The 25,542-nt window shown below is 65.6% G+C and carries 20 protein-coding genes and 1 pseudogene; 14 read left to right on the top strand and 7 right to left on the bottom strand.

The window, feature by feature from the left end:
• Positions 1-73: 73 nt before the first annotated feature.
• Both GA0071312_RS18295 and GA0071312_RS18290 read right to left on the bottom strand, forming a co-directional pair.
• Positions 74-631 carry a LemA family protein gene (locus tag GA0071312_RS18295; RefSeq protein WP_074446465.1) on the bottom strand — a complete coding sequence of 186 codons (558 nt, stop codon included), beginning with the start codon at positions 629-631 and terminating at the stop codon, positions 74-76.
• Positions 632-792: 161 nt separating this feature from the next.
• Positions 793-1,374: a GNAT family N-acetyltransferase gene (locus GA0071312_RS18290; RefSeq protein ID WP_074446464.1), complete on the bottom strand. Its 582-nt coding sequence runs from the start codon at positions 1,372-1,374 to the stop codon at positions 793-795.
• A gap of 201 nt (positions 1,375-1,575) precedes the next feature.
• Between GA0071312_RS18290 and GA0071312_RS18285 the strand changes: the two genes are divergently transcribed.
• The 3 genes from GA0071312_RS18285 (at position 1,576) to GA0071312_RS18275 (ending at position 6,197) form a co-directional block, all read left to right on the top strand.
• On the top strand, positions 1,576-3,000 hold the full coding sequence (locus GA0071312_RS18285; protein ID WP_238947333.1) for a M48 family metalloprotease: 1,425 nt from the start codon (positions 1,576-1,578) through the stop codon (positions 2,998-3,000).
• A 58-nt stretch (positions 3,001-3,058) separates the two neighbouring features.
• On the top strand, positions 3,059-3,829 hold the full coding sequence (locus tag GA0071312_RS18280; protein ID WP_074446463.1) for a DsbA family protein: 771 nt from the start codon (positions 3,059-3,061) through the stop codon (positions 3,827-3,829).
• Positions 3,830-3,941: 112 nt separating this feature from the next.
• Entirely contained in the window at positions 3,942-6,197 is a 2,256-nt protein-coding gene (locus GA0071312_RS18275) for a primosomal protein N' (protein WP_083204772.1), read from the top strand.
• A gap of 7 nt (positions 6,198-6,204) precedes the next feature.
• Here the strand turns inward: GA0071312_RS18275 and GA0071312_RS18270 are convergent, their stop codons facing one another.
• Positions 6,205-6,456 carry a BrnA antitoxin family protein gene (locus tag GA0071312_RS18270; protein WP_074446462.1) on the bottom strand — a complete coding sequence of 84 codons (252 nt, stop codon included), beginning with the start codon at positions 6,454-6,456 and terminating at the stop codon, positions 6,205-6,207.
• On the bottom strand, positions 6,416-6,691 hold the full coding sequence (locus tag GA0071312_RS18265; RefSeq protein ID WP_074446461.1) for a BrnT family toxin: 276 nt from the start codon (positions 6,689-6,691) through the stop codon (positions 6,416-6,418). The genes GA0071312_RS18270 and GA0071312_RS18265 overlap by 41 nt, the downstream gene beginning before the upstream one ends.
• A gap of 200 nt (positions 6,692-6,891) precedes the next feature.
• Between GA0071312_RS18265 and proB the strand changes: the two genes are divergently transcribed.
• The 7 genes and pseudogenes from proB to GA0071312_RS18230 all read left to right on the top strand — a co-directional run bounded on the left by proB (position 6,892) and on the right by GA0071312_RS18230 (position 13,847).
• A complete protein-coding gene (gene proB, locus GA0071312_RS18260; RefSeq protein ID WP_074446460.1) occupies positions 6,892-8,016 on the top strand; it encodes a glutamate 5-kinase in 1,125 nt (374 codons plus the stop codon).
• A gap of 110 nt (positions 8,017-8,126) precedes the next feature.
• Positions 8,127-8,582, top strand: a complete 456-nt coding sequence (locus GA0071312_RS18255) for a GNAT family N-acetyltransferase (protein WP_074446594.1) — start codon at positions 8,127-8,129, stop codon at positions 8,580-8,582.
• Positions 8,583-8,787: 205 nt separating this feature from the next.
• Entirely contained in the window at positions 8,788-10,080 is a 1,293-nt protein-coding gene (rlmN, locus tag GA0071312_RS18250) for a dual-specificity RNA methyltransferase RlmN (protein ID WP_074446459.1), read from the top strand.
• Positions 10,081-10,210: 130 nt separating this feature from the next.
• Positions 10,211-10,726 (top strand): hypothetical protein, encoded by a 516-nt coding sequence (locus GA0071312_RS18245; RefSeq protein ID WP_074446458.1) that lies wholly within the window; start codon positions 10,211-10,213, stop codon positions 10,724-10,726.
• Positions 10,727-10,908: 182 nt separating this feature from the next.
• Entirely contained in the window at positions 10,909-11,322 is a 414-nt protein-coding gene (locus GA0071312_RS18240; RefSeq protein WP_074446457.1) for a universal stress protein, read from the top strand.
• Positions 11,323-11,360: 38 nt separating this feature from the next.
• A pseudogene (locus GA0071312_RS18235) lies at positions 11,361-13,059 on the top strand (BCCT family transporter).
• A gap of 155 nt (positions 13,060-13,214) precedes the next feature.
• Positions 13,215-13,847 carry a COG3904 family protein gene (locus GA0071312_RS18230; RefSeq protein ID WP_074446456.1) on the top strand — a complete coding sequence of 211 codons (633 nt, stop codon included), beginning with the start codon at positions 13,215-13,217 and terminating at the stop codon, positions 13,845-13,847.
• 22 nt (positions 13,848-13,869) lie between these two features.
• Here GA0071312_RS18230 and GA0071312_RS18225 read toward each other — a convergent pair whose 3' ends face one another.
• Positions 13,870-14,670, bottom strand: a complete 801-nt coding sequence (locus tag GA0071312_RS18225) for a tetratricopeptide repeat protein (protein WP_074446455.1) — start codon at positions 14,668-14,670, stop codon at positions 13,870-13,872.
• Positions 14,671-14,822: 152 nt separating this feature from the next.
• Between GA0071312_RS18225 and GA0071312_RS18220 the strand changes: the two genes are divergently transcribed.
• Positions 14,823-15,239: a hypothetical protein gene (locus GA0071312_RS18220; protein WP_131817867.1), complete on the top strand. Its 417-nt coding sequence runs from the start codon at positions 14,823-14,825 to the stop codon at positions 15,237-15,239.
• Between the two features lie 72 nt (positions 15,240-15,311).
• Here the strand turns inward: GA0071312_RS18220 and GA0071312_RS18215 are convergent, their stop codons facing one another.
• Positions 15,312-16,556 carry a TsoY family (seleno)protein gene (locus tag GA0071312_RS18215; protein WP_074446453.1) on the bottom strand — a complete coding sequence of 415 codons (1,245 nt, stop codon included), beginning with the start codon at positions 16,554-16,556 and terminating at the stop codon, positions 15,312-15,314.
• A 289-nt stretch (positions 16,557-16,845) separates the two neighbouring features.
• Here GA0071312_RS18215 and GA0071312_RS18210 point away from each other — a divergent pair, with 289 nt between their 5' ends.
• Positions 16,846-18,024, top strand: a complete 1,179-nt coding sequence (locus tag GA0071312_RS18210) for a pyridoxal phosphate-dependent aminotransferase (protein ID WP_074446452.1) — start codon at positions 16,846-16,848, stop codon at positions 18,022-18,024.
• Positions 18,025-18,071: 47 nt separating this feature from the next.
• On the opposite strand, the gene GA0071312_RS18205 is transcribed toward GA0071312_RS18210, so the two are convergent.
• A complete protein-coding gene (locus tag GA0071312_RS18205; protein WP_074446451.1) occupies positions 18,072-20,900 on the bottom strand; it encodes an Rne/Rng family ribonuclease in 2,829 nt (942 codons plus the stop codon).
• A gap of 622 nt (positions 20,901-21,522) precedes the next feature.
• Between GA0071312_RS18205 and GA0071312_RS18200 the strand changes: the two genes are divergently transcribed.
• Positions 21,523-22,836 (top strand): N-acetylmuramoyl-L-alanine amidase, encoded by a 1,314-nt coding sequence (locus GA0071312_RS18200; protein WP_108721938.1) that lies wholly within the window; start codon positions 21,523-21,525, stop codon positions 22,834-22,836.
• A 145-nt stretch (positions 22,837-22,981) separates the two neighbouring features.
• Complete coding sequence (locus GA0071312_RS18195; protein WP_083204771.1) at positions 22,982-25,525, top strand: penicillin-binding protein 1A; 2,544 nt, start codon at positions 22,982-22,984, stop codon at positions 25,523-25,525.
• The last annotated feature ends 17 nt before the right edge of the window (positions 25,526-25,542 follow it).

The raw sequence follows: 25,542 nt of genomic DNA, 5'->3' as shown, positions 1-25,542 counted from the left end.
GCATCATCCTCCGGCGCCGTCGCGGGGGTGATGGCGGGCGCATCTGCCCGCGCATCAGATCACAATGTCACGCTCAGAACTTGACTTCCGGCGCTGTCTGCAGTGTCTCCCGCTTGTCTTCGCCGATATCGAAATATTCGCGCGCGGAGAAACCGATCGAGCGGGCAAACAGCACCGCCGGGAAGGATTCGATCGCGGCGTTGTATTCCGCCACGGCGTTGTTGAAGAAGCGCCGCGCCGCAGCGAGCTTGTCCTCGACATTGGACAATTCGCTCTGCAGGGCGAGGAAGTTCTGATTGGCCTTCAGGTCGGGATAGGCTTCCGCAAGGGCAAAGAGGCGCCCCAGCGTGGCGTTGAGGATATTTTCCGCCGCAGCCTGATCCGCCGGGCCATGCGCATTCGCAGCCGCGTTGCGGGCCTTGACCACGGCGTCGAGGGTCTCTTTCTCGTGCGATGCATAACCCTTCACCGTCTCCACCAGATTGGGGATCAGGTCGTGGCGCTGGCGCAACTGAACGTCGATATCGGCGAAGGCCTGCGTGGTGCGCTGGCGCATGGCGACAAGGCCGTTATAGATGACGATCGCCCAGACCACGAGCGCGACAACGATGGCCAGCAAGACCCATTCCATGAGCGCAGGCTCCTTCTTCCCGTTGGCGCCCCGGAATGGGGCCGCAGATCCTCCGGGCGGTGATCCGCGCGAGTGTGCGACGAAACCGCGTGAGAGGCAATTCGGCCGCCATGATAGCGCAGATACGTCACGCAATGGTAAACTGCGAGTACCGTGGCGGGTCAGAGTCTGCGAATCCAGAATTGCAGGGGTTTGCGGGTCTCTCCGGCCTGACCGACATCCTTCCATGAGAACTCCGCGATCACGCCTTCCAGCGGCGCGTAGCCACGCTTGCGCCAGAAATCATCGAGCGGGCGGTAACCCGCCGGGCGGGAAGGGTGATCCCCGGGGCGGATCACGGCGCAGAAGGCGCTATGACTGAAACCGTGGGTGCGGGCATGATCCTCACGCAGATCGAAAAAGCGGTGCCCGATGCCGCGCCCGCGCCATTGCGGCAACAGTACCGATTCGGCGCAATAGAACACCTTGTCGAGATCGAGCCCGCTTCCGGCAAGGGCTTGCGCGAAGTCATCGGCGTGATCGGCAAGCGGCGTGCCCGTCGCGGCGCCGACGAGGCTATCGCCATCGAAGGCGCCGACGAGGACCGCGCGCGGGCTCTGCCGGTAGCTCTCAAGATAACGCCGCTCATAGGCGAGATCGCCGTCATAGAGATAGGGAAAATCGGCAAAGACGGTGATGCGCAGCCGCGCGACCGCATCGAGCGCCGCATCCAGGGCTGTACCGGTCAGGGCTTCCACGCGCATGATCTCGCTCCTTCGCCTGCTCATGCGGGGGAAATGGCATGGGCCGGGTTTCGCGACAAGGCTGCACAGGGCGACGGGGCGCCCCCGGTCACGCGCGCACGCCTGTGTGATTTGACCGCAGCGCCCGGATTTGACCACACTCACCCGTCAGCCATAGTAATCCTGTCCGGGCGCGTGCCCCAATATCTGGAATGAAAGCCGGTGACGTATCCCACGCTACGCCGTTTTCCCGCCGACAAGCTCGCGCCGGTCGCGCGCGCGACGGTGTTTTCCATGCTGGTCTTCAGCCTCGCCCTTGCACTGGCGAGCCTGCTCCCGCTGCGCGCGGCGCTTGCGCAGGGCTCGTTCACCATCGTGCGCGATGCCGAGCTCGAAGGGCTGATGCGTGATTATGCGGCGCCGATCCTCGCCGCTGCGGGCATTCCCGGTCGGGCGGGCGAGATCATCCTCGTCAATGATACGTCGTTCAACGCCTTCGTCGCGGACGGGCAGCGCATCTTCATCAATCTCGGCGCCATCCTGCAGACCGAGACACCCAACGAACTGATCGGTGTGATCGCCCATGAGGCCGGACATATCCATGGCGGTCATCTGGCCCGGCTGCGCCAGGAGATCCGGAATGCGCAGGTGCTCTCGATCGCCTCGATGCTGCTCGGCGGCGCAGCGGCGGTCGGCAGCGCACGCGGCGGCGTGGGTGAACCCGGGATCGGCGGAGCCGGCATCGCCATGGGTGGCGGCGAGATCGCGCGGCGCTCGCTATTGGCCTATCAGCGCTCGGAGGAAATGGCCGCCGACCAGGCCGCCATGCGCTTTCTGCGTGCGACCGGCCAGTCGCCGATGGGGATGATCCGCATCTTCGAGCGCTTCGCCAACGAATCACTGTTTCGCTCCAGCCTTGACCCGTATCAGATCAGCCATCCCCTGCCGCGCGAGCGCATCGCCCAGCTGGAGCGCCTTGCCGCCGAGAGCCCGCATCGCAATCGCACCGATCCGCCGGCCCTGCAGCGCCGACACGATCTCGCCCGCGCCAAGATTTCCGGTTTCGTCGAGCGCCCGGAGACGGTCTTGCGCCGCTTCCCGCCGAGCGACAATTCCCTGGCTTCGCGTTATGCCCGCGCCATCGTGGCGCATCGCTCCGGGCGGATGCGTGACGCGATCGGCCTGATGGACGAACTGGTCGGGGCGCAGCCGAACAACCCGCATTTCCACGAGCTGCGCGGCCAGATCCTCCTGGAGAGCGCCCGCCCGCAGGAGGCCGTCTCCTCGTTGCGGCGCGCCGTCAGTCTCGCGCCGGATGCCGCGCCCATGCGCACGCTCTATGGCCAGGCGCTGGTCGCGATCGGGGACGGAGCGAGCCTCGAAGAGGCGATCAATCAGCTGCGCCGCGCCATCCGCATCGAACCCGAATCACCGGACGCCTATCGTCCGCTGGCCATGGCCTATGGCCGAACCGGACAGGTCGGGCGCGCGGAACTCGCCATCGCCCAGCATTATTTCCACGCCGGCGACATCCGCAACGCCCAGAATCAGGCGCATCGCGCCATGAACTCGCTGGTCGAAGGCACGCCCGAATGGTTGCGTGCCAAGGATATCTTCGACTACGTCCCACCCCGTCACATGCGCTGAGGCGCGACGAAACCGGCGTCGATGACAGGGCGCCGGCACGATGATACAAGGATGGATCATGACCCGTTTCCTGCGTGCCCTCGCCACGTTCTCCCTCGCCGCCCTGCTGCTGCTGCCGCTTCCCCGCGCCGAGGCCCAGCCCGTCTTTTCCGAGGACGAGCGCACGGCGATCGTCGAGATCATGCGCGAATATCTTCTGGAGAATCCCGAGATCATCCGCGAGATGATCACCGAGCTCGAGCGCCGCGAGACGGCGGAGCAGGATGCGCGGCGCACGCAGACCCTGAGCGAGGCGCATGATGCGCTCTACGGGGGCGACGACATCGTCATGGGCAATCCCGATGGCGACGTCACGCTGGTGGAATTCTTCGACTATAATTGCGGCTTCTGCGAGCGCGCGCTGGAGCATGTCGACGCCATGATCGCCGCCGACCCGGATCTGCGCGTCGTGCTCAAGGACTTCCCCGTTCTCGGCCAGGGTTCGCTCGACGCCGCGCGCATCGGTCTTGCCGCCATGGAGCAATTCGACAACGAGACCGCAGGCGAGTTCCACATTCAGCTGATGCGCATGCGTGGCCAGGCCAATGGCGACAATGCCGCGCGCCTCGCTGTCGAGCTCGGGGCCGATCCCGACCGGCTTGAAGCTGATGCCAACAGCGCGCGCGTGCGCGATACCCTCACCGAGAATTTCGAACTCGCGGATGATCTCGGCCTCACGGGCACACCCGCATGGGTGATCGGTGATGCCGTCATCTCCGGCGCGGTCGGCCCCGAGCGCCTCGGCGCGGCGGTGGCCAATGTCCGTGCCTGCGGGCTCGCGGAATGCTGAGCGGCGAGAAGCCGCTTGCATGCGTCGTCGCGCATGAAAACGCGCTTCATCACCCTTGGCCTTGGCGCAAGCCTTGGCCTCGGCGCATGGCGGTGGCATCACTGCGTTGATGATGAGCTTTGCGACAACCGGAACGACACCGATCGGCGTCGCCGCAGCGGCGGCGCCGGCGCGGCGTGTGGCGGACGTGATCATCCCGCTCGCCCTCGATACCGCCTACAGCTACGCCGTGCCCGCCGGCATGGAACTCTTGCCCGGCGCGCAGGTGCGCGTGCCGTTCGGGCCGCGTCGCGAGGCGATCGGCGTGGTCTGGGGCCTGCGCGCGGGCGATCCGGGTAATCTCAAACAAGTGATCGAACCCGCCGGCGGGCCGGTCTTTTCCGACAATCTGCGCAGCTTCCTCGACTGGGTGGCGCGCTGGACACTTGCCCCGCGCGGCTCGGTCCTCGCCATGGCGCTCAAGCGTCCGGACGAGGAACGCGGTGAGGTGATTCGCGTCGGCATACGCCTGGCCGGCCCGCCGCCGAAACGGATGACGCCGGCGCGCAGCCGCGTCATCGCCGCCGCCGAGGGCGGGCTTTTGCATGGCAAGAGCGATCTCGCCCGCGCCGCCGGCGTCAGCGCCGGGGTGATCGACGGTCTCGTCGATGAGGGCACCCTCGAAACCTGCGTGATGCCGCCGGAAAACCTGTTTCCGCCGCCTGATCCTGATCACGCGGTGACGCAGCTCGGCCCGGCCCAGGAAGCAGCGGCCCGGAATCTGCGCGAGGCCGTGGCGGCGCATGATGCCGGTGCCTTCCTGCTCGAAGGCGTCACCGGCTCCGGAAAGACCGAGGTCTATTTCGAAGCGGTGGCCGAGACGCTGCGCGCAGGCCGGCAGAGCCTGATCCTGGTGCCGGAAATCGCGCTCACCGCGCAATTCCTCGATCGTTTCGCCCAGCGCTTCGGGGTGCGCCCCGCCGTATGGCATTCCGGCGTGACCGGGCGAAAACGCGAAAAGCTCTATGCCGGGCTCGCCTCGGGGGAGGTGCGCGTCGTCGCCGGCGCCCGCTCGGCCCTGTTCCTGCCCTATGCCGATCTCGGTCTGATCGTCGTCGATGAAGAGCACGAAGCCGCCTATAAACAGGAAGACGGGGTGCATTATCACGCCCGCGACATGGCGGTGGTGCGCGGGCGCATCGATGGCTGCCCCGTCGTGCTCGCGTCGGCCACGCCCACGATCGAGACCCGCGTCAATGCCGCGCAGGAACGCTACCGCCATCTCATCCTGCCAGAGCGCTATGGCGGGCGCACGCTTCCCGCGATCACGGCTGTCGATCTGCGCGGGGCGAAGGCCGGCGGCAAAAGCGACGACAAGCCCGAGGGCGATGGCTGGATCTCGCCGCCGCTCGCCGCCGCGATCGAGGAGACCATGGCGCGCGGCGAGCAGGCGCTGATCTTCCTCAACCGGCGCGGCTATGCCCCGCTGACCCTGTGCCGCGCCTGCGGACACCGCTATGAATGCCCCAATTGCTCGGCCTGGCTCGTCGATCACCGCTTCCGCCGCGCCCTCGTCTGTCACCATTGCGGCCATGTCGCGCGCCGGCCCAGCGCCTGCGAGGCCTGCGGCACGGTGGATGCGCTGGCCGCCTGCGGGCCGGGTGTGGAGCGCATCGCGGAAGAGGTCGCGACGCGTTTTCCCGGCAAGCGCGCCATCACCCTGTCGAGCGATTTCCCGGGCGGCACGGAGCGCATGCGCCGCGAGCTCGCCGATATCGCTGCGGGCAAATGCGACATCGTCATCGGCACCCAGCTTGTGGCCAAGGGGCACAACTTCCCCGGCATGACGCTGGTCGGCGTGATCGATGCCGATATCGGGCTCTCGTCGGGGGATCCGCGCGCGGCGGAGCGCACCTTCCAGCTGCTGCAGCAGGTCACCGGGCGCGCCGGGCGCGGCGAGAAGGCCGGGCGGGCGCTGGTGCAGACCTATCAGCCCGAGCATCCGGTGATCGCGGCGCTGATCTCCGGCGATGCCGAGCGCTTCTACGCGCAGGAGACCGAGAACCGCCGCCTCGCCGGGCTGCCGCCCTTCGGGCGCCTCGCCTCGCTGATCATCTCCTCACGCCACCGCGAGCAAGCCGAGGCGCATGCCCGTGCGCTTGCCCGCGCGGCCCATGCCATGGATCTGCGCGATCCCCGCCTCACCCTGCTCGGCCCGGCGGAGGCGCCGATCATCCTGATCCGGGGGCGCTATCGCTACCGGCTGCTCCTCAAGAGCGCCCGCGAATTCGATCTCCAGAGCTTCATCCGCGACTGGCTCGCGGGCGCGCCCAAACCCCGCGGCGATATCCGCGTGCAGGTGGATATCGACCCGCAGAGCTTTTTCTAAAACCTGGTCAGCGACGGTCGAGGCGGACGGCTTTGCGCAGCGTCTCGTCGATGCGGCTCTGCCAGCCGGGGCCACCGGCCCGGAAATGTTCGAGCACTTCCGGACTGAGCCGGATCGTCGTGCTCACCTTGGTCCTGGCGGCTTTCGGTCGGCCCCGCTGCACCTTTGCCTTCGCGAACTTCTCCTGCCATTCGGGTGCCGACAGGTCCGGTGCGCCGTCATCGAAATCGGGGGGCATAGGCTTTCTGTTCTCGGTCATTGGCCTTCCTCATGCTGATGATCCGGCATGCCTCGCCGCGTGGCGTCCAGACGAGAACGACCATCCAGCCTGCCAGAAACCCGACAGTGATGTAACGCGACTCGCCATACTCGAAACGATCATCCTCCACTGTCAGGTGATCGCCTTCAAACACCTCGGCAGCGTCGGCCATATCGAGACCACGTTCCACGAGCGTGGTTAGCCGCTTGGATGCATCGAAGGCAATCTTCGTCATTGCCGTTACTACAAAAAAGTTGCCGCGTCAATTATTGTTGTAACATTATATGTCTCTCGCGAGAACGCGCAACGGGCTTTCCGCAGTCCCATGGGGGCAGGAAGTCCGCATCAGCAAGCCCTTGACGAGGTAACCCTTGCCACCAACCACACAATGGTGGCAAAGCCTCCGGCACTGCTTCACGCGCCCGGAAACCTGCGATGACCCCTTCCCTCGACCAGTTTCGCCGCGTTGTCATCAAGGTGGGTTCGGCCCTGCTGGTCGACCACGCGCGCGGGCGCCTGAATGCGGCCTGGCTGGCATCGCTGGCGGAGGATATCGCCGATCTGCATGCGCGCGGCAACGAGGTTCTCGTCGTCTCCTCCGGCGCCATTGCGCTCGGGCGCACCGTTCTCGACCTTCCCGCCGGCGCCCTGCGGCTGGAGGAGAGCCAGGCGGCTGCGGCGGCGGGGCAGATCGCGCTGGCGCGCGTCTGGGCCGAGATGCTCGGTCATCACGACGTGCGGGCAGGGCAGATTCTCGTCACCTTTGCCGATACGGAGGAGCGCCGGCGTTATCTGAACGCGCGGGCGACCATCGCGAAACTTCTGGAACTGCGCGCCGTCCCCGTCGTCAACGAGAACGATACGGTGGCCACCAACGAAATCCGCTACGGCGACAATGACCGCCTCGCCGCCCGCGTCGCGGCGATGATCGGCGCGGATCTGCTGGTGCTCTTTTCCGATGTCGACGGGCTCTACAGCGCGCCGCCGGCGCGCAACCCGCAGGCGCAGCACCTGCCGGTGATCGCGCGGGTCACGCCCGAGATCGAGGCGATGGCCGGCGGCGCCGCATCAGAGCTCTCGCGCGGCGGCATGCGTACCAAGATCGAAGCCGCCAAGATCGCCACCCAGGCCGGCGCGCACATGATCATCGCCGACGGGCGTGTGAAGAATCCGCTCGCCCGCATTGCCGGGGGCGCGCGCTGCTCCTGGTTCCTGACCGCCGCCACGCCGACATCGGCGCGCAAGGCCTGGATCGGCGGCAGCCTCGAATCACGCGGTACGCTGCATGTCGATGAAGGCGCGGCGCAGGCCCTGCGCAAGGGCGCGAGCCTGCTCCCGGTCGGCGTGACCCGTGTCGAGGGCGCATTTGCGCGCGGCGACGCCGTCAGGATCTGCGATCCGCAAGGGCGCCTGCTCGGGCGTGGTCTGGTCGCCTTCGATCACGGCGATGCCGCGCGCGTGGCCGGTCGGCGCAGCACCGAGATCGCCGATCTGCTCGGCTATAGCGGGCGCGATACCATGATTCATCGCGACGATCTGGCTCTCGACGCGAACGATTGAGTTCCTGACATGAGGATCGGGCGTGATCGGGCATGCCATGTGCACGCGAATCGGCCTTGCCGCCGCGCCGACGGTACGGCAAGGCTGTGCGCGAAACGGAATATCAGCCCATGAACCTCCTTTTGCGGGAAGCGCAGGCATCGGATCTGCCGGCGATCATTGGCCTGCATGCCGCAGACCGGACCGGCGGGCACGGCGATTGCTGGAGCGAGGCCACGCGCCCCGCCTATGAGGCGGCTTTTGCGCGGATTGCCGCGTCCACGGATTGTACGCTCTTCGTCGCCATGAGACGCGATACGCTTTTGGGCAGTTTCCAGCTGACCCTGATCCCTACCATTACCGGCCGCGGCGGGCTGCGCGCCAAGGTCGAGAGCGTCCAGGTGGCTCAGGCGGCGCGCGGACAGGGAATCGGCGCGGCCATGATGGCCCATGCCGAATCTGTTGCGCGCGATGCCGGTGCGGCTTTCATCGAACTCGCCTCCAACAAGGCCCGCACTGACGCCCATCGCTTCTATGCGCGGCTCGGCTACGACCAGAGCCATCTCGGCTTCAAGAAGAGGCTTTAGCGCGTTCTGATCTGACGGAGTCAGGCCGGGCGCTCCAGGTCATTGTTCGACGCATCATTTCTCCGTCAGCCGGTATCCACCTGACGGAACGATGCTTTGGGCGCGGGCGGAAAGCGACCGGCGCCGGATTGAAATTGGGGCTCACGTTCGGGACCGATTTCGGTTATACGGGGGGCGCAATTGCAGGCAACGAGGTTTCATCATCATGGCGACGGTGCTCGACATCGCCAATCGCAAGGTCACATCCCCGGTGCAGCAGCCGGCGATCGAGAAGACCGCGCAGGTCCCCATGGCGCCCGGCGCCCAGCCGACGCAGCCCTCGCTGGTCGGCCTCACCCGCGAGGAGCTGGCCGAGCGGCTGCAGGCGATCGGAGTGAGCGCGCGCGAGAGCCGCATGCGCGTCGCGCAGCTCTGGCACTGGATCTATTTCCGCGGGATCGACGATTTTTCCCAGATGACCAATGTCGGCAAGGCCCTGCGCGAGAATCTCGCCGCGCATTACACCCTGTCGCGCCCGGAGGTGATCTCCGAGCAGGTCTCGCAGGACGGCACCCGCAAATGGCTGATGCGCATGCCCTCCACCGGCCCCTTCGACAAGGGCGCGGAGATCGAGTGCGTCTACATCCCCGAAACCGATCGCGGCACGCTCTGCGTCTCCAGCCAGGTCGGCTGCACCCTGACCTGTACCTTCTGCCATACCGGCACGCAGAAACTCGTGCGCAATCTCACCTCCGCCGAGATCGCCGCCCAGCTTGTCGTCGCCCGGGATCGTCTCGGCGACTGGCCGGATCGCGAACCGCCGGAGGGCGCCTTCGTGCCGAAGGAGGGCGGGCGTTACGTCACCAATGTCGTCTATATGGGGATGGGCGAGCCGCTCTATAACACCGACAACGTCATCGCCTCGATCAGGATCCTGAGCGACAATGAGGGTCTCGGCCTGTCGCGCCGGCGCATCACCGTCTCGACTTCGGGCGTCGTGCCGCAGATCGGGCGGCTCGGCGAGGAAGCCAACACGATGCTCGCGATCTCGCTGCACGCCGTGCGCGATGATCTGCGCAACACGCTGGTGCCGATCAATAAAAAGTATCCGATCGACGCCCTGCTGCAGGCCTGCCGGGATTATCCCGGCCTCTCCAATGCAAGGCGCATCACCTTCGAATACGTGATGCTCAAGGGCGTCAACGATTCCAATGCCGATGCGCGCGAGCTGGTGCGCCTGCTCAAGGGCATACCGGCCAAGATCAACCTGATCCCGTTCAACCCCTGGCCGGGCTCGCAATATGACTGCTCGGACTGGGAGCGTATCGAGGAATTCTCCGAGATCGTCTACCGGGCCGGCTATGCCTCGCCGGTGCGCACTCCGCGCGGGCGCGACATCCTCGCCGCCTGCGGCCAGCTCAAGAGCGAGACGGAGAAGCTGCGGGCCCGCACCCGGATGATGCTCGAAGCGGGGATCGGCGCAGAGGGGGTCTACGCGCTCGGGCGCGATGCGGACTGACCCGTTACGCCAGAGCGCGTTCCGACCTGACGGAGTCAGGCCGGCGCTCCAAATTATTGTTCGACGCATCATTTTTTCCGTCAGCCGGTATCCGCCTGACACAATGATGCTCTAGCCATCCGGAGGTCTCTTGCGGTTTCTCGGTCGCCTGATCCTGCTGATCCTGGGCCTGATCTTCGCCATCCCCGCCGGCGCGCTGACCCTGGCGCTCGGCATTTTCAGCGAACCGGCGGCGCAGGAGCTCGTCGCCCTGATCGGCACCGCCGTGTTCGATCTGCTCTTTGCCGAAGCCATGCAGAACGGCGATCCGGATGTGGTGATCGCGGAATTCGCACTCGGCTTCGCCTTTGTCTCGCTGGTCCTGCTCGTGGCGCCCGTCACCTTCGTGGCGATCTCCGGCGAGGTCACGGGCACACGATCCGTGATCTTCTATGGCCTCGTGACCGGGCTCATCACCGCAGCAATCCCCTGGCTGATGCGCGGCGGCTTCGTCGAGACGGCGGCGCTCGAAGCGGAATGGCGCATCACCGCCCTGCTCTTCGTCACCGGCGCCGTGGCGGGCTTCGTCTACTGGCTGATCACCGGTCGCAGCGCCGGAAGACGGCGTGATCCCGCAGCAGGTGATTCAACCTCGCTGCGCAGCTGACTTTCCAGACCTCACGGCCACATTCCGGTCCAGGCGAAGGCCAGGGCCAGGCGCGTTATTACGCACGCGAATCGTGATTTATGCACAAGTAACAGGCGGAAATTGGTCAAAACCGTGACAATGCCGCTCAAGGGCGTTAAGAGTCCGTTGACGCTGGCAAGGGAAGCAACAGGAGCGAAGCGATGTACAAACAGATACTCGTCCCTGTCGATCTGACGCATGTTGATCGATTGGGAAAAGCGCTGCAGACGGCGGCAGACCTGTCGCGCCATTATGATGCGCCGGTCTGCTATGTCGGCGTCACACCGGAAACCCCGTCACCGGTCGCGCACAATCCGAAGGAATTCGCCCAGAAGCTGGAAGCCTTCGGCAACCAGCAGGCGAGCGAGCACGGGATCACCGCCACGACGCGCTCCTACAGTTCGACCGATCCGGCCATCGATATCAACAAGACCCTGAAGAAGGCTGTCGAGGAATCCGGTGCGGATCTCGTCGTCATGGCCAGCCACGTACCCAACGTGACCGATTACATCTGGCCCTCGCATGGCGGCTGGGTGGCCGAGCATTCCAGCGCCTCGGTCTTCGTGGTGCGCTGAGCGCCGGTCGACAGCCGAACACTCAATGGGGACGCACAATGAGTAACCAGAACGAAAACGAAAACCAGCCGGATGCGGAGGTCGAAGCGGAAGCCCTGCCCGAACCGGAAGGTGCGTCCGACGTCATCGAAACCGATTACGAGATCGGCCAGGACAATATCACGCCGCAGATCGGGCCGCTCGGGCTCGACATCCACAATCCGGTTTTCGCCATCTCCGCAGCCGTGATCATCGTCTTCGTGGCAGCGGTTCTCGCGGTCGGCGGCGAGGCCTCGGCGTCATTCTTCGGGGACCTGCGCGGCGATCTGACCAGCACCTTCGACTGGTTCTTCATCATTGCCGGCAACATCTTCGTGATCGTCTGCCTCGGCATCCTCGTCTCCCCGCTCGGCAAGGTCCGCATCGGCGGTGTCGATGCGACACCCGATTACAGCTATGCGGGCTGGTTCGCCATGCTGTTCGCCGCCGGCATGGGCATCGGTCTGATGTTCTTCGGTGTGCTCGAACCGGTCTACTATTTCGCCACGCCCTTGGGTGACCAGCCGCTGGGCCGCGAGATCGGCATCGTCGATGGCGAACTGGCTGATCCCGCGACCGTCGAGGCAGCGCGCCTCACGGCCATGGCCGCCACGATCTACCATTGGGGTCTGCATCCCTGGGCGATCTATGCCATCGTGGCGCTTTCGCTGGCCCTGTTTGCCTATAACAAGGGCCTGCCGCTGACCGTGCGTTCGATCTTCTATCCGATCTTCGGCGAGCGCATCTGGGGCTGGCCGGGCCATGTCATCGACATTCTGGCGGTGTTCGCCACGCTGTTCGGTCTGGCCACTTCGCTGGGCCTTGGCGCCAAGCAGGCGGCATCGGGTATCGGATTCGTCTTCGGAATGGACTGGGTCGGCGCAAGCATCCCGGCAGCCGTGGTGTTGATCTCGATCATCACCCTGCTGGCGCTGATCTCGGTGCTGCGCGGCCTTGATGGCGGCGTGAAGGTGCTTTCCGAGATCAACATGGTGCTGGCGGGCCTGTTGCTGGTCTTCATCCTCGCCGTCGGGCCGACGATGACGCTGATCTCGCAGTTCTTCGGCAATCTGGGTGCCTACGCCACGGATATCTTTGCCCTGTCGAACCCGGTGGGCCGCGAGGATGACGGTTACCGCCAGGGCTGGACGGCCTTCTACTGGGCCTGGTGGATCAGCTGGTCGCCCTTCGTCGGCATGTTCATCGCACGCGTCAGCCGCGGTCGCACGGTGCGCGAGTTCATCACCTGCGTACTGCTGATCCCGACGGTCGTGTCGGCCATCTGGATGACCGTCTTCGGCGGCACGGGTATCGACCAGGTGATCGAACTGGTCACCGAGAGCGGCGTCTACAGCTATGTCGTGGCATCCTATGTGCCCGAACTGTCGCTGTTCGGCATGCTGGCCGATCTGCCGCTGGCATCGATCACCTCGGTCCTCGCGATCATCCTCGTGATCGTGTTCTTCGTCACCTCGTCGGATTCCGGCAGCCTGGTGATCGACACGATCACCGCCGGCGGCAAGATCAACGCGCCGGTCAGCCAGCGTGTGTTCTGGGTGCTCTTCGAGGGCGTCGTCGCGTCGGTGCTGCTGATCGGTGGCGGACGGACTCGCGGCCCTGCAGGCCGCTTCGGTCTCGACCGGTCTGCCCTTCGCCATCGTGCTGCTTCTGGCCTGCTATGCGCTGGTCAGGGGCCTGATGGCCGAGCCGCGCGGGTAACCGTCCCGCGATGACCGCTGCCCTGCAGGCGGCTTTGAAACGGCGTCGCGGTCCATCCGTGGCGCCGTTTTTCGTATCCGCCTGCGGGCAAGGGCGCACCACTTTGCTACCATCCGTCACTGGCGAAAGCGCTGTTTTCGGCGCAGTCTGCGCCGATGCGACAGCGCCCGGTCGATATCTATGTTCTGCGCGGTTTGCTGGGGCTGGCGCTCGGGATTCTTGCCGTGGTCGGCTTCGCGATCTGGAGATCCGAAATCCGCCCGCCCCCCTCACGCGTGCCACCATCGCCGCAATTCACATTGGCTATCAGCGAGGACGGGCGGATCCTGCACTTCTCCGGGACCGTCGATTTCGGCCTCACCGCCGCCTTGCGCGAGGCGGTCGCGGCTCATCCGCAGATCAGGCGCATCGTCCTCGACAGCAATGGCGGCTACATTGCCGAGGCGCGCGGCGTGGTCACGGTCTTGCGCGCACATCGCATCGCCACCCATGTCGAGGGCCATTGTGCCTCGGCCTGCGCCCTGATCTTCGCCGGCGGCGCGCAGCGGACGCTGGACCCGGATGCGCGGCTGGGACTGCACGGCTACGCGATGCGCCATGATCGCCATTTCGGCATGATCGACCCGAAAGCGGAAATGCAGCGCGATCTCGCCATTTACCGCGCGCAGGCGATCTCCGAGGATTTCGTCGCGAAACTGGCCGAGCTGCCGACATCACCCATGTGGTATCCCGACCACGCGGAACTCGAAGCGGCGGGCGTGATCACGCCCGAGGCCGGGCCACGCTGAACACGCGGACCGATACGGCATTTCAGCTGCCGGCGTCAGCTTCGCGGATCGCCGCCCAGCTGTTGCGCTCGCTCATCATCGCGCGGATCGATTCGAGCGATTCGGCGACTTCCTGACGTGACAGATCCCGGGCGAGCACTTTCTCCGCCTCGTCGAACTTGCCGCTCAGGCCGAGGACGAGTGCAAGGTTCTGGCGCACCCGCTTATCCGCGCGCGGATGTTCGGCAGCCTGGCGCAGCTTGCTCTCGGCGCGCGGCAATTCATTCGCCAGTGCCAGCGACAGCCCGTAATTCGACAGGATCGAGGGCTCGTCCGGCTGGATCCGCAAGGCGGCCTCATAGTAGCCGCGTGCGCGTTCCTGGTCACCGAGCTGGTCGGCGACGGTCCCCTGCGCGGAGAGGATGCGCCAATCGGGGTTCTCGGGCAGATGCGCCCGCGCAAGGACGGAATCCGCCTCCTCGAAGCGCCCGACACCAGCCAGGGCGCGGCCATAGGCGCCGAGCAGTTCCATATTGTCGGGGGTTCGGATCGAGGCGGATTGCAGCACCGCAACGGCCTGGGCGCGCTGATCAAGCCGGCGCAGCACGCTGGCATAGGCCACCGTGACCTGCACATCGTCCGGATTGCGCGCATGGCGTTCGGCCAATGCCTCGGCATGCGCGCGCAGATCGCTCTGGCTCATCTGCCTGGTGGCCTGCGGATCGATCGAGCCCGTCGTGGTCGGATTGCGGTTGAAGCAGCCCGCAGCTGCCAGTGCGACCAGGGCGACGGTGCACAGACGCCTTGCGGGACGTCCCGTCACGCGGCGGAATATCGACGCCATGCTTGCTCTCCATGCCGGATTCGCTTCGTTATCTCCGGAAATAATTGATTAACCCTAACAGCGCGTTAATCGCGCTTCTTGCATCGCCGCGCATGCATCTGCACTCTGCACGCATGCGGCGGGAATATGCGAGGCACGACAAGGGGCGCGCCATGTCTGATGACCGGGAAAGCGGCAGCACACCGGACGAGATTGCCGGGAGCATCAGCCCCGAGGATGAAACAGGCGCAGCGAAGGGCATGCGCAAACAATGGAAGCGTCTTGCCGACAAGCACTCTGCACTGGCCGGCGGCGGCATGGCGACCTGGCTCGGCATCGCCCTGTGGGCCGGCCTCGGCTGGGGGATCGCTCTGGCCGGGATCGGCATCATTCTGCTGGTCGAGCAGCTGACGCGCCGGCGTTTCGGCCTTCGTTACGATCTGTTCCGGGTGATTGCCGGGGCGACCGGTCTGATCGGCGGCATGCTGATCGAGGGCGGTGCCGATATTGGTTTCGGCCCCGCCATCCTGATCGCATTGGGGGTCTTCATCATTCTCTCCGCGCTCTCTGGCGACAGGTCGAAGCTGTAAGACGGGCGCATGAGAAAGCGCCGGCGGAGACTTGCCGCCGGCGCTCGGGTCTGGATCACAATGCGGGGCGAATCAGGCGGCCTGCCCGGTCGCGAGGCCCTCGCCCTGCAACGCTGCGCGATCACCCGCACCGACATGATCGGCGATCAGCTTGCGGGTGAGCTTCACGAACAGCCAGATCGTGGCGATCTGCACGCCGATGAGGGGCAGATAAAGCGCGCCATAAGCCAGCGAGAACGGCGCCACGACACCGATCCCGACGAGACCGGGATTGATCATGAAGTTGCCGAAGACGAACAGGGCGACACCGGGGCAGACGAGGGCGAAGGCGCCGGGTGACTTCTCGGGGCCATTGACCCAGCGTCCGAAATAACCGACGCGCTGCATCACGGCCCAGCCGATCAGGCCGAAGAGCAACTGGATGCCCAGAAAGGCCGAAAGCAGGGCAAAGATCTCGCCTTCGCTGACAGGCACGCCGAACTGATGTGCAAGGCTCATCTTCAGACGATAGATGCCGATACCGATCACCGTGAGGAGCGGGATCACGATCCACAGGGTGGGAGTCGTCTCGGCCCCGGCACGAAACTCCATCATTGCCCGAAAACCCAGCACCAGCTTGATCGCGCCGAGCACGATGGCGGTGGCGAGGAAGAAGCTGGCACCGACGAAGCCGATCGCGGCGGTGGCCGGCACGGCGCTCATCGCGGCGGAGGCGGAGAAGCCCACACCGATCATGGCGAAGGCGAAGACGGCGATCATCTGGCCGAGATTGTTGCTCTTGGCGCATTCATAGCCACCCTCGACGAGGACGCGGGAAATGAAGGCGAGATAGATCCGGAAGGCGAGAATGCCGATTCCGGCGAAAGCGGCCAGCGCGAGCGGGAACAGCGCCTCGCGCACGCCCCACAGACCCGGCACGAAAACGGCGCCGAGAATGAAGGCAACATTGACACTCATGGCGAGCGCCAGTGGCAGGGCCATCAGCTGGCTCTCCATATTGCCCTCGCGGAACCGGGCGAAAGCCGGCGTACGCCGCCAGGCCGTGTAGCGCCCGAGATTCCAGGCCATCAGGCGCACATGCCAGATCGCAAAAAATGCGATTCCGGCAATCGCCACGGCCATCAGCCCCTGCAGGGCGAGGCCGGCGGTTGCGAAATCGGTGCTCAGCGAGGCGAAATGCGGGATCGGTGAGCCGTCATGCGGCGTCATCCAGAGAAGATACATGAAGAAACTCACCGCGAGCCCGCCGGCGCCGAGCGCGGCGAGGAAATATTGCGGCGTATAGGGAGAGGCCTGCGGCCGGGCGGCATCGGACATGGTCGGCTCCTTTTTGCATGAGCGGCGATGGACGGGGGGCGATGGGTGATCGCCAAAATCTGATGCGAGAATATTAGATAATTCTAATATTAATATCGGGAGGATTACGCATATGGTCAGGCCCACGCCGCGAGGCTGACGGGGAGGGAGCGGTGCTGCCGGATCGATTTCTGCAGCCTTTGCAAAGACCTCTTGTGGCAGCCCCTTGCGCGACGGGCATGCGAACGTCTAGTCAGATCGGTAGACGCGCCCGGCCATTGGACGCGTATCCATCATCGTGGAGCCCTGCATGTCCTTCGATCCCGCGCAATCATCGCCCGCCATCGCTGCCCGCGTGCAGCGGGTCGCGCCCTTCCTTGCCATGGATGTGCTCGCGCGCGCCGCCGAGAAGGAGCGGCGGGGTGATTCGGTGGTGCATATGGAAGTCGGGCAGCCGGGCGCGCCGGCGCCACTGGCCGTGCGCGAAGCCGCCAAGGCCGCGATCGATACGGGGCGGATCGGCTATACCGAGGCGCTCGGCCTCGCGGCCCTGCGCGCGCGGATCGCGCGCCATTATCGCGACGCCTATGGGGTCGAGGTCGGGCCGGAGCGGATCGCGGTGACGACGGGCTCCTCGGCGGGTTTCGTGCTCGCCTTTCTCGCCATGTTCGAACCCGGCGACCGTGTCGCCATCACCGCACCCGGCTATCCGGCCTATCGCAACATCTTCGAGGCGCTGGGCGTCGAGGTGGTAACCATTCCGCTGGAGAAGGCGGATGGTTACGTGATGACGGCGCGGGCGGTGCGCGCGGCGCATGCGCACAAGCCGCTCAAGGGCGTGCTGGCCATGAGCCCTGCCAATCCGTCGGGCACCATGATCGGGCGCGCCGGGCTCGCCGATCTGGGGGCGGCCTGTCGCGAGGCGGGGATCTGGTTCGTCTCCGACGAGATCTATCACGGGCTGACCTATGACGCGCCGGCGCAGACCGCGCTCGCCGTCGATCCCGATGCGGTGATCGTCAACAGCTTCTCGAAATATTATTGCATGACCGGCTGGCGCATCGGCTGGCTGGTGTTGCCGCCGGCTCTGGTGCGCCCGGTCGAGGTGCTGGCGCAAAGCCTCTATATCTCCGCCCCCTACATCTCGCAGGTCGCGGCCATCGCGGCTTTCGAGGCGACCGACGAGCTCGAGGTGATCAAGGCGGGTTATGCGCGCAACCGGGAAATCCTGCTGGAGGCCTTGCCGCGTATCGGCATCACCGACATGCACCCGGTCGACGGCGCATTCTACGTCTATGCCGATATCGCCCGCTTCACCAACGACTCGCTCGATTTCTGCAAGCGCATGCTCGATGAGGCGGGGATTGCGGCGACGCCGGGGCTCGATTTCGACCCGGCCGAGGGCGCGCATCACATGCGGCTCTCCTTCGCTGGCACGGAGGAGGATTGCCGTGAGGGAATGCGGCGGCTCGGGGCCTGGCTCGGCTGAGCCGGCGCAAAAAAGAACCCCTCGCCGGAGCGAGGGGTTCGCGATGATCAATCCTGACCGGTAATGATCGTCTTCGCCTTCGACCACCAGCCGGCACGTTTGGGCCGCTCGGGGTCGGGCGGGGTGAGCACCACCGTGACCGGTTCCGGCGGCGGTGTCGGAGCCTGTTCTTCCTCAGGCGTTTCGACCTGCGCGGCATCGCCATTGCCGGCCGCTTCCGGCTGCAATGCGACACCATCCCCCGAATCGCCTGCGGGAGATGTGGTCTCGGGCTCGGATTCGGGCGCAGCCGCGACGGGCTCCGCCGTGTCACCCTCCGCAGGTGCCTCCGCAACCGCAGTGTCGTCCGGCTTGGCGGCCTTGCGGCGGGTGCCTGCGCGTTTTGCCGGAGCGCGCTTTTTCCTGGGCTTGGCTTCGCCTTCTTCCGCCTCTGCGGATGCCGGCTCCTGCGTACCATCGCCCTCGGCGACCGAATCCGGTTCCGTCGTGGCGGGTTTCGCCGCCTTCCTGCGGGTCCGACGACGCGGTGCGGATTTGGGCTCTTCCGGCGCCTCCGGCTGCGCTGCGGCGGCGTCCCCGGTCTGTTCGGGAGCAGCCTCGTCCGGAGCGTTGCCTTCGCTTATCGGAACATGCACCACATCGCCGTCATCAGCCTGAGCGTCCTGTTCGGCACCATCCTGCCGGCCATCGTCGTTCGCGGCATCGGAGCGCGAAACGGCGTCATCCGGGCCGCGCCGATTGCGGCGACCACCGCGACGGCCCCGGCGGCGTCTGCCCTCGGCTTCGCCCTGATCCTCCGCCTCCTCGCTGCGTGCGGAGGTGTGCGCGGAGGTCTCGGAAGCGTCGCGATCATCGTCGGCCTGGTCGTCGTGCGCCTGCCCCTCTTCCTCGTCGGCGTCATCCTCGTCACCGTTCCGGCCATCGCCGTTCTGTGCGTAGGCTTCGCCGTTCTCGCCGCTGCGTCCACGACGGCGACGGCGCCTGCGCCGCCGGCGCGTACCGGCATCGCCGCCCTCGTCTTCCGAACCCGTTTCGCGCGGGGCGGTTTCCTGATCGGCCTCTTCGGCATCGGCCTCCTCGATGGTTCCGGCGGCCGTCACCGGTTCCGCCGCAATCGCCTCGCGCCCGCGCGGCGCGCCCGCCCGGCTGGCCGGTGCGCCGCGATCGACTGCAAATGGCGTCGAAGAGGACAAGGTTTCGTCTGCGCTCACCGTGATCTCGACGCCGAAACGCTCCTCCAGTTCGCGCAGGGAGCCGCGCTTCTGGTTGAGAATGTAGAATGCGACGGCGAAATCGGTCCGGATGGTGAGATCATGCGCGGCGCTCTTGATCAGCATCTCCTCGACGGAACGCAGCACATGCAGCGCGATCGAGGGCGTGGCACGCACATAGCCGGAGCCGCCACAGGTCGGGCAGATCACGGATGAACTCTCGAGCACACCGGTGCGCATGCGCTGGCGTGACATTTCGAGCAGCCCGAATGGCGATATCCGCCCGATCTGGATGCGCGCCCGGTCGCTCTTGAGCGCGTCCTTGAGGCGTTTCTCGACGGCGCGGTTGTTGCGCTTCTCGTCCATGTCGATGAAATCGATGACGATCAGCCCCGCCAGATCGCGCAGCCGCAACTGGCGTGCCACCTCGTCGGCGGCCTCCAGATTGGTCTTGAGGGCCGTATCCTCGATATTGTGCTCGCGGGTGGAGCGCCCGGAATTGACGTCGATCGAAACGAGCGCCTCGGTCGGATTGATGACGAGATATCCGCCCGATTTGAGGGAGACCTGGCTCGAGAACATGGCGTCGAGCTGTGCTTCGACGCCGAAGGCTGCAAACAGCGGGGTGGGCTCCTTGTAGGCCTTCACTGCCTTGGCGTGGCTGGGCATCAGCATGCGCATGAAGTCCTTGGCCTCGCGATAGCCTTCGTCGCCGGAGACCAGGACCTCATCGATATCCTTGTTGTAGAGATCGCGGATGGCGCGCTTGATCAGCGAGCCTTCCTCATAGACCAGCGCCGGGGCCGAGGAGGACATCGTCGCCTCGCGCACATTCTCCCAGGCACGCATCAGGTAATCGAAATCGCGGCGGATCTCGGCCTTGGTGCGCGATGCGCCGGCAGTGCGCAGGATCACGCCCATGCCATCGGGCACTTCGAGCTCTTCGGCGACAGCCTTGAGCCGCTTGCGGTCATCGGCATTGGTGATCTTGCGCGAGATCCCGCCACCGCGCGCGGTGTTGGGCATCAGAACCGAATAACGGCCCGCCAGCGACAGATAGGTGGTGAGCGCCGCGCCCTTGGTGCCACGCTCTTCCTTGACGACCTGCACGAGCAGGATCTGCCGGCGCTTGATGACTTCCTGGATCTTGTATTGCCGGCGCGGATTCCGGCGCTCGGGCATTTCCTCAAGCGCATCGCCGCCGAGCTGCTCGACGGAATCCTCGTCATCGCCGTCATTGCGGGAATCGCCCTGCCCATCGGACCCGTTGTCGTTATCGGTGTCCTCGGACACGGCGTCATCGCCGTTCCCGCCGGCCTTGAACTTGACCCGCCGGCGGTTGGGGCGCTTTTCCTCTTCCTTGTCCTTCTCCTTCTCGCGGGCCGCCTCGTCCTCGAGCAGGGCCTGCCGATCCGCCGTGGGGATCTGGTAATAATCGGGATGGATTTCGCTGAAGGCGAGGAAGCCGTGGCGATTGCCGCCATATTCGACGAAGGCCGCCTGGAGCGAGGGCTCCACGCGGGTCACTTTCGCAAGATAGATATTACCTCTGAGCTGTTTGCGATTGGCGGCCTCGAAGTCGAATTCCTCGACCCTTTGTCCGCGGACGACCACGACCCGGGTTTCCTCCGGGTGTGATGCGTCGATCAACATCTTGTTTGCCATGGAAAACTCTCGACATGGCGTCGGCCGTCCCGGCGGCTTCTGGCGAGGGGGATGGCGAGGTCGGTGCGCGCCGCGCTACCGCTCGGATCAATCTGGCCATTGCCTGGTCGGGGCCGAACGCCGGGAAGCGCCGCGATGCGCCGCGCTTCGGGTTGACCTTGGGAACCGGAAGACCGCACCGCACGCCAACGGCGGCGGCTGGCGATCCGAGCGCTTGAGGAGAAGCGACGACGAGCATCAAAGCTTGTGTCCTTCCTGCGCTCATCTCCGAACATTCCCTTCGAATTCGATGGGCCGGCAAGCCGGTCATCGGCAAATCACGCGGGCGATTGCGCCGCATGCGTGACACCGCTCCGGCCGATTATCGGGGCTTTTCGCCGGTGGGGGCGCGCGGGTCGGCATTGCATTTGAGGCCGCTCTCCCGAAATCAAGGCGCCCTCGCCGGAATCGGCTGAGCCGGACGGGGTCTTTTTCAATACAGACCATTTACGGGATTTGGCAAGAGCGCGTTTGGCCGTTGCGCAAAAAACACGCTTGTTGCACGAGGCGCGTGACGGCGTTCACGAACTGTTAACCATCGCGCCCTAATGCGGTAGGGCGTGCGCGACGCCGGGAGCACCTGATGAGGCCTGCGCCGATTCCATACTGCAATCAGGAGCGGCATCTGCGCCGCCCGATGGCGAAGCTGCGGCCATTCGCCGATCTCCCGGACATCCTGTGCGCTCTCGCCATGCTCGTGCTCATGCTCGCCCCTGCCAGCATTGCGTTTGCGCAGGAGTCGGAATCGCCCGGCAGCATCGTCGCCATCGACGTCGCGATCGAAGCGGAAGCGCAAGAGACGCGCCTCGTCTTCAAGCTCAGCGGTCCGCTGGAGGGCCGGGCCCTGCATACCGGCTCACCGGAGCGCGTCATCATCGATCTGCCGCGCGTGAATTTTCAGTTGCCGGCCGATCAGGCGCGCAGTGGCGGGCTGATATCACATTTTCGTTACGGGCTGTTCGCGCGCGAGCGCTCGCGCGTCGTGATCGATCTCGCCGGGCCCGCGCTGGCGACTTCGCTCGCCTCGCGTGAGCGGGAGGCGGACGGTGCGCATTTCTTCACGATCACGCTCACCCCCGTGGATCGCGACCGTTTCACCAAGGTGGTTGCGCGTGATACGCAGGATCTGGCAGAGGCCGCCGCGCGCAGCAGTGCCATCGCGGCGCAGATCGGGGAGCTTGATGATCGCCCGGTCATCGTGATCGATCCCGGCCATGGTGGCGTCGATCCCGGCGCCGTCGCCACCGGTGGCGTGCTGGAGAAGGATATCGTTCTCGCTTTCGGCCTGCGCCTGCGCGAGCGGCTCGAGCAGAGCGGGCGCTACCAGGTCATCATGACGCGCGGCGACGATGTCTTCGTTGCCCTGGCCGATCGCGTGCGCATCGCCCGCAAGGCCCGGGCGGATCTGTTCATCTCGATCCATGCCGATTCGATTTCCTCGGCACCGCAGGTGCGCGGCCTGACCGTCTATACGGGTTCGGAACAGGCATCGGATGCCGAATCAGCGCGGCTCGCCGAGCGCGAGAACCGCGCCGATGCCGCTGCCGGTGTCGAGGAAGAGCGCATCGACAACGGTGTCGACGACATCCTGATGGATCTCACCCGCCGCGAGACGCGGGGCTTCTCCCACGGCTTTGCGCGCTATCTCGTCGACGAGATGGAGAATATCGCGCGCCTCAACCGCAATCCGTTGCGACAGGCGGGTTTCAGGGTCCTGCGCGCGCCGGATGTGCCTTCCGTTCTCGTCGAGCTCGGTTATCTCTCGAGCCGGCGCGACATCGCGCTGTTGCGTTCGCAGGAATGGCGCGACAAGACCACCCGATCCATGGCCGAGGCAATCGGGACCTATTTTACGGTCCGTTTCGCGAATCGGGGCCTCGCCCCAGTTTCACCATAGATGCGTTGTGTGTATCAGCCCTCGGTATGGCCGGGCGATTTAACACGGGTGCCGCGATGCGGTAGGATGCGTGCCTCGGGATTTGCGGATCCGGATTCGCGGGTGCGCGACTTGAAGAGACGGCAAAGGGGCTGATCACGTGATCATGCGGCTCATATTGAGATTTTTCGGCATTCTGTTCAGCGCCGGATTCATGCTGTTCCTGATCGGCTCGGCCGTGGCTGCCGTGGCTTTCATGCATTTTTCGCAGGATCTGCCCGATCACGAACAACTTGCCGAGTACGAGCCCCCGGTCATGAGTCGCGTCCATGCCGCAGATGGCAGCCTCGTTGCCGAATATGCCAGCGAACGGCGCCTCTATCTGCCGATCGGGGCGATCCCGGACACGCTCAAGGCCGCGTTTCTTTCGGCGGAAGACAAGAATTTCTACCAGCATCACGGCGTTGATCCCGAGGGCATCGTGCGCGCGGCGGTGGCCAATCTCGCCAGTGGCGGTCGGATTCAGCAGGGCGCCTCGACCATCACCCAGCAGGTTGCCAAGAACTTCCTGCTCTCCTCCGAACAGACGATCAACCGCAAGATTCGCGAGGCGCTGATTGCCTTTCGCATGGAATCCGCCTTCAGCAAGGACACGATACTCGAACTCTACCTGAACGAGATTTTCCTCGGCACCCTGACGCCCGGGCGCAATCTGCATGGCGTGGCCGCCGCCGCGCTGGATTATTTCGGCAAGTCGGTGCACGAGCTCACCCTCGCCGAGATGGCCTATCTGGCCGCGCTGCCCAAGGCGCCCAACAACTACCACCCCTTCCGTCGCGAGGCTGAAGCGGTCGGGCGGCGCAACTGGGTGCTCGATCGGATGGTCGATAACGGCTATGTCACTGCCGAGGAGGCCGAGGCCGCCAAGGCGGAGCCGCTGGTCGTCAACCCGCGCAACGTGTCTCCCAACACCCTCGCCGCCGGCTATTTCGTGGAGGAAGTGCGCCGCGAGATCACGAATTTCTACGGTCCCGAAAAACTCTACGAGGGTGGGCTGTCGGTGCGGTCCACGCTCGATCCGCGCATGCAGGCCATGGCCCGCAAGGCGCTCGTCGACGGGCTGGTACGCTATGACGAAAGCCGGGGTGGCTGGCGCGGGGCGCAGGAGCAACTCGATCTGAACACCGGCGAATGGGGCGCTCTGCTGGCCGAAATCTCCGCGCTGCGTGATGTCGATCCCTGGCGGCTTGCCGTGGTGCTCGAGATTGCCGATGGGGAAGCCCGCATCGGCCTGCAGCCCGAACGCGCATCCAACGGCGAGGTTGTCGCGGAGCGCGAGACCGGCGTGATTCGCGCGGCCGGGGTGGAATGGACCAACCGCTCGGTTGCCGAGGCGCTCGATCCGGGTGACGTGGTCTATGTCGAACCGCTCTCGGGGGATCGCGAATTTCGTCTGCGTCAGGTTCCAGAAGTCTCCGGCGGTCTCGTGGCGATGGATCCCCATAGCGGGCGCGTGCATGCAATCGTCGGCGGCTTCTCCTTCGACCAGAGCCAGTTCAACCGCGCCACCCAGGCGCGCCGCCAGCCGGGATCGGCCTACAAGCCCTTCGTTTATGCGGCTGCGCTCGACAATGGCTACACGCCGTCGAGCATCGTGCTGGACGGGCCGATCACCATCGACAATCCAGGCTCGGACCCCTGGTCGCCGACCAATTACGACAACAGCTTCGCCGGGCCGCGCACATTGCGCTACGGGATCGAGTTCTCCAAGAACCTGATGACGGTGCGCCTGGCACAGAATGTCGGCATGCCGATGATTGCGGAATATTCGCGCCGCTTCGGCGTCTATGACGACATGGCGCCGCTGCTCTCGATGTCGCTGGGCGCGGGCGAGACCACCGTGATGCGGATGACGGCGGCCTATGCGATGCTGGTCAATGGCGGCAAGCGCATTCGCCCCACCCTCGTCGACCGCATTCAGGACCGCACCGGCGAGACCATCTTCCGGCACGACCGCCGCGAATGTCACGGCTGTGTCGCCGATGGCTGGTCGGGGCAGAACGAACCCGTGCTGATCGACGAGCGCGAACAGGTGATCGATCCGCATTCCGCCTATCAGATGACCTCGATTCTCGAAGGCGTCGTCGAGCGCGGCACGGCGCGCACGGTGCAGGCCGTCGGCAAGCCGCTTGCCGGCAAGACAGGCACCACGAACGACGCGCGCGACGTCTGGTTCGTCGGGTTCTCGCCGGACCTCGCGGTCGGCGTCTATATCGGCTTCGATCAGCCGCGCTCGCTGGGGCGCCGGGTCGCGGCGGGCACCTATGCCGCGCCGATCTTCCGCGACTTCATGGCGATGGCGCTCGAAGACGAGCCCGCCACCCCGTTCCGCGTCCCGCCCGGCATCAAGCTGGTGCATGTCAATGCCAGCGACGGCACCCGCAGCGGCCCCGGCGCGCCGGGCACGATTCGCGAAGCCTTCAAGCCGGGTACCGCGCCACCGTCGAATCTGGCGGGAACCGGGCTGGATGCGGATTGGGGTTTCGACAGTATCAGCGAGTTCGACGGCGATGCGGGTGAACCCGGCCCTGATGCGCCGCCTGCCGTTTCGGAGGAATGGAGCCCCTGGAGCGATGTGGGGCCAGGTGACGATTGGGGCGTCGCCGAGGATGCGCCCGGCAGTTCCATCGGCGCGAGCGGGTTGTACTGAGCCTGCCGCGCCGGCGA

This window comes from Saliniramus fredricksonii (assembly GCF_900094735.1).
In the GTDB taxonomy this organism is placed as follows: Bacteria; Pseudomonadota; Alphaproteobacteria; order Rhizobiales; family Beijerinckiaceae; genus Saliniramus; species Saliniramus fredricksonii.
This window is presented reverse-complemented; position numbering and strand designations above follow the sequence as displayed.